The sequence below is a fragment of the Succinimonas sp. genome, assembly GCF_045225735.1.
Taxonomy (GTDB): domain Bacteria; phylum Pseudomonadota; class Gammaproteobacteria; order Enterobacterales; family Succinivibrionaceae; genus Succinimonas.
On record NZ_JBGVBR010000250.1, the window covers coordinates 1 to 7,991 of the forward strand.

Below are 7,991 nucleotides of genomic sequence, written 5' to 3' on the forward strand. Positions count from 1 at the left end.
CCTTCGCCGCCGCCGGCATAGATGTAGATAACCCCGCGATCCTCCTTGGGCACAAACTGATGCGGCACAGCGTCGTAGAACAGAAACACCGCAGAGACAATGACCGTCAAAATGGCCGGATACAGCCACAGGCGGCGCAGGAAAAAGAGCAGGGTCTTTTCATAAAAAATGAGCAGCCATTTCATAATGAAATTAAAGAACCGTACCGGATTGTCGTTCTCTGCGTCGCTTTCTGTGCTTTTCTCTACACCATTCTCTGTGCCGATCTCTGCACCGTTCCCTAAAACATGCTCTTTTTCACGGTCCTGGCATATCTTCCCTGCTTTCTCATCATTCTTCCCTGCTTTACTTCCTGTTCTGAGAGGTTTCAGAAAAATGCTGGAAAGAGCCGGGGACAGTGTCAGAGCAATTACCCCGGAAAAGAATACCGCCAGGGACATCATGACGGCAAATTCAATAAACATGGCTCCGGTAATGCCCTGCATGAATATCAGGGGGAGAAAGATCATAATGAGCACCAGCGTAGTGGCCACAATGGCAAAGCCCACCTCCTGGGCACCCTTCCATGAAGCTGCAAGAACGCCCATACCCCTCATGATGTGATAGGAAATGTTTTCCACCATGACGATGGCATCGTCTACCACCAGACCTATAGCCAGAATCAGGCTTAACAGAGTGATGAGGTTAATGGAAAAGCCCGCAAAGTACGCTCCGGTAAATGCGGCTATAAGAGATACCGGGACTGTTACCGCCGGGATCAGGGTAGTTCTCCAGGAGCCGATAAATAAATAGAGCACCAGAATCACCAGAAGAGCGGTCAGGGCCAGAGTTTCATAAACCTCGGAAATAGAATTCCGAATGTAAACCGTGGAATCGAAATCCACTTCCAGCTCGGAGCCCTCGGGCACAAAACGCTTTAATTCCTGTACCTTTTTACGCACGCTGGCCGCCACATCCAGAGGATTGGCCGTGGACATGGGGACTATGCCGATACCGATACTGGACATGCCGTTACGGTGATAGACGCTTTCTTCATTTTTGGCCTGAATGCCCACCTCGGCTACATCCCGGAGTCTGATGGTGCCCTCTATGCCGTCGTGGCGAATGGGCAGGAGAGCAAAGGATTCGGCATCTACGTAAACCCGCTTGATCTCCACCGGAAAATACATGTCATCATTTCTGATTTCACCGCTGGGAAGTTCAATGTTTTCATGGCCGATGGCAGAAATGATGTCTTCCACGGAAACTCCCAGGGCGGTCATCCGGGCGGGAAGAAGACGAATGTACATCACCTTTTCCAGAGCTCCCACCGTGGTAACCTGGGAAACCCCGTCAAGCATGCTGATATTGCGCACCACAAACCGTTCGGCATAATCGGAAAGCTCAATGCGGTTCATTACCTTGCTGGACAGATTGAGCCAGAGTACCACCTCGCCTTCACCGCTGTCCCGGGCCACCACGGGTTCATCTATTCCGGAGGGCAGCTTCTTCCGGGCCCGGGACACGGCATCTCTGACATCGGACACCGCAGACAGCATAGAAGCATGTTCATTAAACTCGATGCCGATCCAAGTCTTGCCGTTTCTGCTTATGGAAGATATTTTTACCACCCCGGAAAGCGTGGAGAGTTCGTCTTCGACAATTTTGGTGACTCGGCTTTCCATAACCTCGGGTGAGGCTCCGGTATAGGTTATGGATATGGAAACCAAAGGACGGGAAACATCAGGAAGCTCCCTTATGGGAAGCCTTAGAAAGCAGATAAGACCGAAAATGGTAATAAGGATACTGAGCACCAGAGCAAAAACCGGTCTTCTTATGGATATTTCACTCAGGATCACAGAACTGCATCTCCTGTCCGGTTCTTTTTGCGGAGGGGCACATCATCAGAAAGCTCTTCCAGTGTTTTTTCATCGGAAAGCACCCGGACACGATCTCCGTCCGAAAGCTTCTCAATACCTTCCGAGACTACCTGCATACCGGGCCTTATGCCATCAAGAACAGCGGCAAAGGATCCGGTCACCGGCCCCAGAACGATGCGGCGCCGGGATACCGTGCCGTCCTTGTTCAGGATAAAGACATAACGATCATCGCCCTGGTACCATATTGACTTGAGAGGAATAATCGCATATCTCCCGCCAAAAAGGCTGAGCTCGATTTCCATCATCATGCCATCAAGAAGCCGGACATTGTCATTTTTAAAAAAGACCCGGATCTTGATAGCCAGGGTGTCGCTTTTAACATGAGTGTCGATCTCCCGCACCACCCCGTTAAACTTTTCATTTGGCCAGGCTTCAGCGGTGCCTGTCACCTTCTGTCCCGGAACCAGCTGCGACATAAGCCTTTCCGGAATATTAAAATCCACATAAACCTCTGAGAGGTCATCAAGCTGGAGAAGCACATTTCCGGGCTTAACCAGTTCTCCCGGAGTAAGACGGTGCATGCTTAAAACACCGCTGAAGGGCGCGTAGATCTTTCTTTCCTCAAGAGCGGCCTTTCTGGCTTCCACCACCGCCTTTTGCTGCTCGGTTTCCGCCCGGAGCTGCTCCATGGAATCAAGACTGACCACCCCCTTGCTGTTGAGCTTCTGCATCATGGAAAGGCGTCTTAACTGATTGTCAAGCCGGACAGTCTCCTCCCGAAGCTTGGCTTCCTCCATGCCATGATCGAGCTCAATAAGAAGCTGCCCCTTTTTAACAGCCTGAGCCGAAGACACATGGACTTTAGAAATGCGAGCGGTAACCTCGGGGGTAATTTCCACGGATTTGCTGGCAAAAACACGGCCTACCAGAGGGAATACGAGACCGCTTTTCTGATCCTTAACCGGCACCACCCGGACGCTTTTTTCCAGAGCAGCGGGACTCGCAGACTGCGGAGCTCCCCGATGCAGTATCCCGGAGGTATAGCAGTACCAGGAAATGCCCGCAGCAATCAGAAAAAGAAGAACGGCCAGCGCTTTTTTCATAGATCAGTCAGGAAGCACAAAGCCCACAGCGCTGTATGCCTTTCTGAGAGTTTCATTGGCTTTGGCATGAGCCTTTTCCGCGCCAATCTTAAAGATGGAACGCAGATAAGCCTCGTCCTCACGATATTCGCGATACTTTGCCTGGATGGGCTTCAAGAATGACACCACTGCCTCTGCAACCTCAGTCTTGAGGTGGCCGTACATCTTCCCTTCAAAATGAGCCACCAGTTCTTCCACCGGGGTATCGGTAACAGCACTCATGAGATCCAGAAGATTGGAAACCCCGGGCTTGTTTTCCCAGTCATAGCGTACCACCGGAGGGTTGTCAGAATCGGTAACAGCCTTCTTCAGTTTTTTAGCCACTGAATCCGGATCCTCAAGAAGAGTAATGACATTGTTGCGGTTATCATCAGATTTGGACATCTTCTTGAGGGGATCCTGAAGACTCATAACCCGGGCGCCGGACTTGGGCACATAACCCTGAGGCAGCGTAAAAATATCCCCGTAAAGCTGGTTGAAGCGATAGGCAATATCCCGAGTAAGCTCCAGATGCTGCAGCTGATCCTCTCCCACTGGCACCAGATCCGCCTGATACAGAAGAATATCCGCCGCCATCAGCACCGGATAATCAAAGAGTCCGGCAGTAACATTGTTCTCATAGCGCTTTGACTTATCCTTAAACTGCGTCATTCTGGTGAGCTCGCCCATCTGGGTATAGCAGTTAAGCACCCAGGCAAGCTGTGCATGATCAGGTACCTGAGACTGCAAAAAGAGGGTGCTTTTTTCCGGAGTAATGCCCACGGCAAGGTAAATGGACAAGGTGTTATATATGGCATCATGAAGCTTCTTGGGATCCTGACGCACGGTAATGGCATGGGCATCCACCACGCTGAATGTGCAGTCATACTCGTCCTGCATTTTTACCCACTGTCTGAGAGCGCCGATATAATTTCCAATGGAAAGCTCTCCTGAAGGCTGAGCGCCGCTAAAAACTTTTTTCTTCATGAATTCAGTCCTTAATCTAAACCGCTGATTAATACCTTAATCGCTGCAAAATCATCAAAAACATAATCCGGGCCGGAATCCTGAACCGGCTTCCCCCGGTTATAGCCATAAGTAAGGGCAATACTGGTCATCCCGGAACGCCGGGCCCCCAGAATATCATTAGAGGAATCCCCCACCATCACGCACTCCTCAGGCTCCGCATGCATCATTGCGCAGGCATAAAGGAAGGGCTCCGGATCCGGCTTTTTATTATCCAGCACATCTCCGCCCAGGGTAAAAACGAAGTATTCAAGGAGTCCGGCCTTTTCCAGAACCGGTCTCACAAAAACATCGGGCTTATTGGAAAGAACTCCCAGACTGATGCCGGAATTCTTAAGATATGAGAGGGTTTCAGGCACTCCGGGATAAATGCTTTCCTTGCAGTCGCAGCACGAGGCATAGGTGACATTGAATCCCTCGCGGGCCCTTTTAAGAAGATCCTTGTCCACATTGGCAAGATCCGGATCCATGGTTCTGGTAACTGCCCGGGCCAGAAGCATCATGGCGCCGTTTCCCACAAAGGATCTGGTCATCTCCTGAGTAATCTCCGGGAGACCGACACTTTGAAGGGCTCCCAGAACGGCCAGATGCAATGAAGGAACGGTATCGGCAAGAGTGCCGTCCAAATCAAAAAGCATGGCCCGGGGCCTGCGGGTAAGAATCATATTAACGGGAAAGTTCCTGACGCATGGCAGAAATAACCTCTGTATAGGAATCACTGCCAAAAATAGCGGAACCAGCCACAAACATATTGGCCCCGGCATCAGCAATCTCCCGAATATTGGAGACCTTTACTCCGCCATCCACTTCAATGGTAAAGTTCTCCGGAGCAACCGCGCGAAGACTCTTAATCTTTTCAAGCATGGCCGGAATAAACTTTTGCCCCCCGAAACCGGGATTCACTGACATAACGCATACCATATCCAGCTTATCCCAGACATAATCAAGCCAGGAAAGAGAGGTTGCCGGATTAAGAGCAAGGCCTGCCTTAATGCCAAAGCTGCGAATAAGGGAGAGGGATCTATCAACATGCTTAGCGGCTTCCGGGTGGAAGGTAATGCTGTTGGCACCGGCCCGGGCAAAGCTCTCAATAAGCTCATCCACCGGAGACACCATGAGATGCACATCAACGGGAGCAGTAATGCCATACTTTCGGAGAGCGGTTAAAATCGCAGGGCCAAAGGTCAGATTTGGAACATAATGGTTATCCATGACATCAAAATGAATAACATCGGCTCCGGCCTCCAGTACCGAGCGAACATCATCTCCCAGCCGGGCCAGATCCGCAGACAGAATTGAAGGAGCAATTAAATACTTCATATATACCTCAGCGCTTCCCAAAGACGCATTAATGAGATGTTTCCTTATTGACCTGCGAAACCTGCTTAGACCAGGGCTTGTTGGCTCTGATATCAGCAGGGAACCTGCTCTTGGCAGCCTCGGCCTCGGATCTGCTGGCAAAGTCACCGTATACCAAAATATAGTCATTGCGTTCCGGACGGAAGAGTATCCAGCCGGACTTAAGACGTTTCCTGAGCTTTTCGACTCCGGCCTTGTTGGAAGCTATAAGCTGCAAGGTGTAATGGTTTCCGGGCAGCGTTGAGAATTCCACATCCGGCGATTTCGGCATGGGAAGAGAAGGCTTGTCATCCTTTTTGCTGTCAGTCTTCTTAGCTGAATTGTCAGTTTTTTTAGCGGCATCATCGGACTTGGCAGTCTTCCCGGAATCCTTATCCTTGCCGCCGTTCAGCACCACCGGAGCATTGCCTGAATCCTTAGACGAATCTTTAGATGAAGTCATATCAGGAGCTTTATTGGCAGAATCGCTCTCTTTCTTCTGAGCGTTTTCAGTCTTAGGCACTGAAGGCTTCTTTCCGGAATTATCCATGTTATTCGTTTCCTTTTTACCTGAAGACGCCGGCTGGTCTTTCTTGCTGTCTGAAGTGCCAGCATTTTCAGGAGGGACATTCTTTACCTCAGGCTTGTCAGCCGGAGTGTTATTTGCGGCAATCAGAGTACCATCAACAGTATTATCATTTTGCTGGGCCAGCAGTGAATCATTATCCTTTTCAGTGCCCGATGACATACCGGAAGACAAATCTCCCTCTGCCTCGCGCTCGGCAGTGCTGATGGTATTTTCAGTAATAACCAAAGCTTTATCACCAGTGTTATCATCATCGGTAATAAGCACTATGGATTCCGTGCCCTCATCGGAGCTTCCGGAGGCAGTCTGTCCGTTGTAATCTTCCTGAATAATGACCGGGGTGCCTTCGTCTCCTGCAGGGTTAATAACCACCACCGGATTGAGATCAGTTCTTTGATGATTGAGTTCCGGACCAAGCTTAGCGGAATCCTGGGAATCGGCCTTGGGAATAATGAATTCGTCAGTTTCCTTAAGAGCGACGTTAACCTTGGGATCGGTATTATCAGCGCTTCTCGTGGCATAAACACCAGCGCCAACGACCAAAAGTACCAGAGCAGCACCTGCGATAATGAAATCCATTTTACGGCTGGGCTTCTTGCCGGAAGCCTGAGAGGCCTTTCCTTCCTGAGTATTAGCAACAGGATTAAGTCCCTTGGACACCGCCTCCACTATCTTTCTGATTTCACCGGGATTGGTACCGCAACAATATATATCGTAGAACCCCTTGAGTTCCTTATCTGACAAGGCAGGCATGCCGTAAAAACGTCTGTAATAGGTTATCAGTGTCAGAGATTCCGGCAATGTCAGCGGCTGTATTTCCATTTCCACTGGCTGAAGGCCTTCCTTCTTGACCTTACGGGCCTCGGAATCTGACCAGGCCTGAGAGGAGGTAAGAATTACCGAAAACACTCCTTGAGCTGCATAGGTGCGGTAAACCTGAACAATGTCATCAAAAAATTCCTGAGGCGCCTTATCAATGTCATCGATAACGATAAGAACTCTTTTAGGCCCGAAACCCATTCGCTGAACCGTGCCCAGAAGATGATCCCCTGCATTAAACACAATATTGCCGGACAGCTGCTTCAGGAGGATCTCACGAAGCTTTTCCACTGAAAGCTTTTCCTGACAGGGTACAAAGGCGCAGACAAAGGAGTCCTCATCCATGGATGAAATAAGCTGCTCGCTGAATACGGTCTTTCCGCTTTCAAAGGCTCCCGTAACAAAGACCAGCGGTGTCCCCACAGTAATCTGATATTTAACTCTCTCCACCAGAGAATTCTGACTTGTAAGTCTGGGCAGTTGTTCTAAAGCCATTTTAGTACCTGATTAAGTTATTTTTTGAACAGTTTCCGACCGTTTGCATATTATAAAGTGAAAGCACCCCATGTGCATAAAACTCAGCAAAAATTACCCCACGGCTTCCAGCGCTTCCGCATCTGTAACATCACGGTAGAGAGAAACATGTCCAAGAGAGTCCGGAATGATGTAGTTAATGTGCCCCTGGCGATTCTTTTTATCGTGAATCATAAGCTTCAGAAAGGCTTCCCCGGGCATAGATTCCGGCCTGGAAACCGGGAGACGGTTTTTAGCAATAAGAGCCCGAATTCTCTCAAAATCCGCAGCGGAAATGTTTCCTCTCTTAAGCGCCAGACGAGCTGCCATCACCATGCCGGCAGCCACTCCTTCACCATGCAGCCAGACGCCATAGCCCATAAAGGTTTCAATGGCATGACCGAAGGTATGACCCAAATTCAGGATAGCCCGAAGACCGCCCTCGGTTTCATCCTTATGCACCACCTCGGCTTTAATTTCACAGCAGCGGTAAACCACATGAGAAAGAGTTTCCAAATCCTGAGCCCAGATCTTGTCTGAATTATTCTCAAGATACTGAAAAAATTCCGGATCCCAGATAATGCCATACTTGATAACCTCAGCCATGCCGGCGGCGATTTCACGTTCCGGAAGAGTTTTGAGAGTGTTCAAATCAATGATTACGGCCTTAGGCTGGTAAAAGGCGCCAATCATATTTTTTCCCAGAGGATGATTGACCGCAGTCTTGCC

Annotated in this window: 7 protein-coding genes; all 7 read right to left on the minus strand. The window is 49.7% G+C overall.

Annotated elements, in window-relative coordinates; all coding sequences use genetic code 11:
- The coding region (locus ACJROR_RS08965) for an efflux RND transporter permease subunit (RefSeq protein ID WP_406546807.1) at positions 1 to 1,838 on the minus strand (1,838 nt) is incomplete at its 3' end.
- Positions 1,835 to 2,962 (minus strand): efflux RND transporter periplasmic adaptor subunit, encoded by a 1,128-nt coding sequence (locus ACJROR_RS08970; protein ID WP_406546808.1) that lies wholly within the window; start codon positions 2,960 to 2,962, stop codon positions 1,835 to 1,837. The genes ACJROR_RS08965 and ACJROR_RS08970, both read right to left, overlap by 4 nt.
- A gap of 3 nt (positions 2,963 to 2,965) precedes the next feature.
- The gene (gene trpS / locus ACJROR_RS08975; RefSeq protein ID WP_406546809.1) at positions 2,966 to 3,967 is read right to left on the minus strand and encodes a tryptophan--tRNA ligase; all 1,002 of its coding nucleotides are present in this window, start codon (positions 3,965 to 3,967) and stop codon (positions 2,966 to 2,968) included.
- Between the two features lie 11 nt (positions 3,968 to 3,978).
- On the minus strand, positions 3,979 to 4,671 hold the full coding sequence (locus tag ACJROR_RS08980) for a phosphoglycolate phosphatase (RefSeq protein WP_406546810.1): 693 nt from the start codon (positions 4,669 to 4,671) through the stop codon (positions 3,979 to 3,981).
- A gap of 1 nt (position 4,672) precedes the next feature.
- Positions 4,673 to 5,326: a ribulose-phosphate 3-epimerase gene (gene rpe / locus ACJROR_RS08985; RefSeq protein WP_406546811.1), complete on the minus strand. Its 654-nt coding sequence runs from the start codon at positions 5,324 to 5,326 to the stop codon at positions 4,673 to 4,675.
- Positions 5,327 to 5,354: 28 nt separating this feature from the next.
- Positions 5,355 to 7,244, minus strand: coding sequence for an AAA family ATPase (locus tag ACJROR_RS08990; protein WP_406546812.1), 1,890 nt, complete (start codon positions 7,242 to 7,244; stop codon positions 5,355 to 5,357).
- 93 nt (positions 7,245 to 7,337) lie between these two features.
- Positions 7,338 to 7,991, minus strand: a 654-nt coding sequence (locus ACJROR_RS08995; RefSeq protein WP_406546813.1) for a 3-dehydroquinate synthase family protein, incomplete at its 5' end; no start/stop codon positions are given.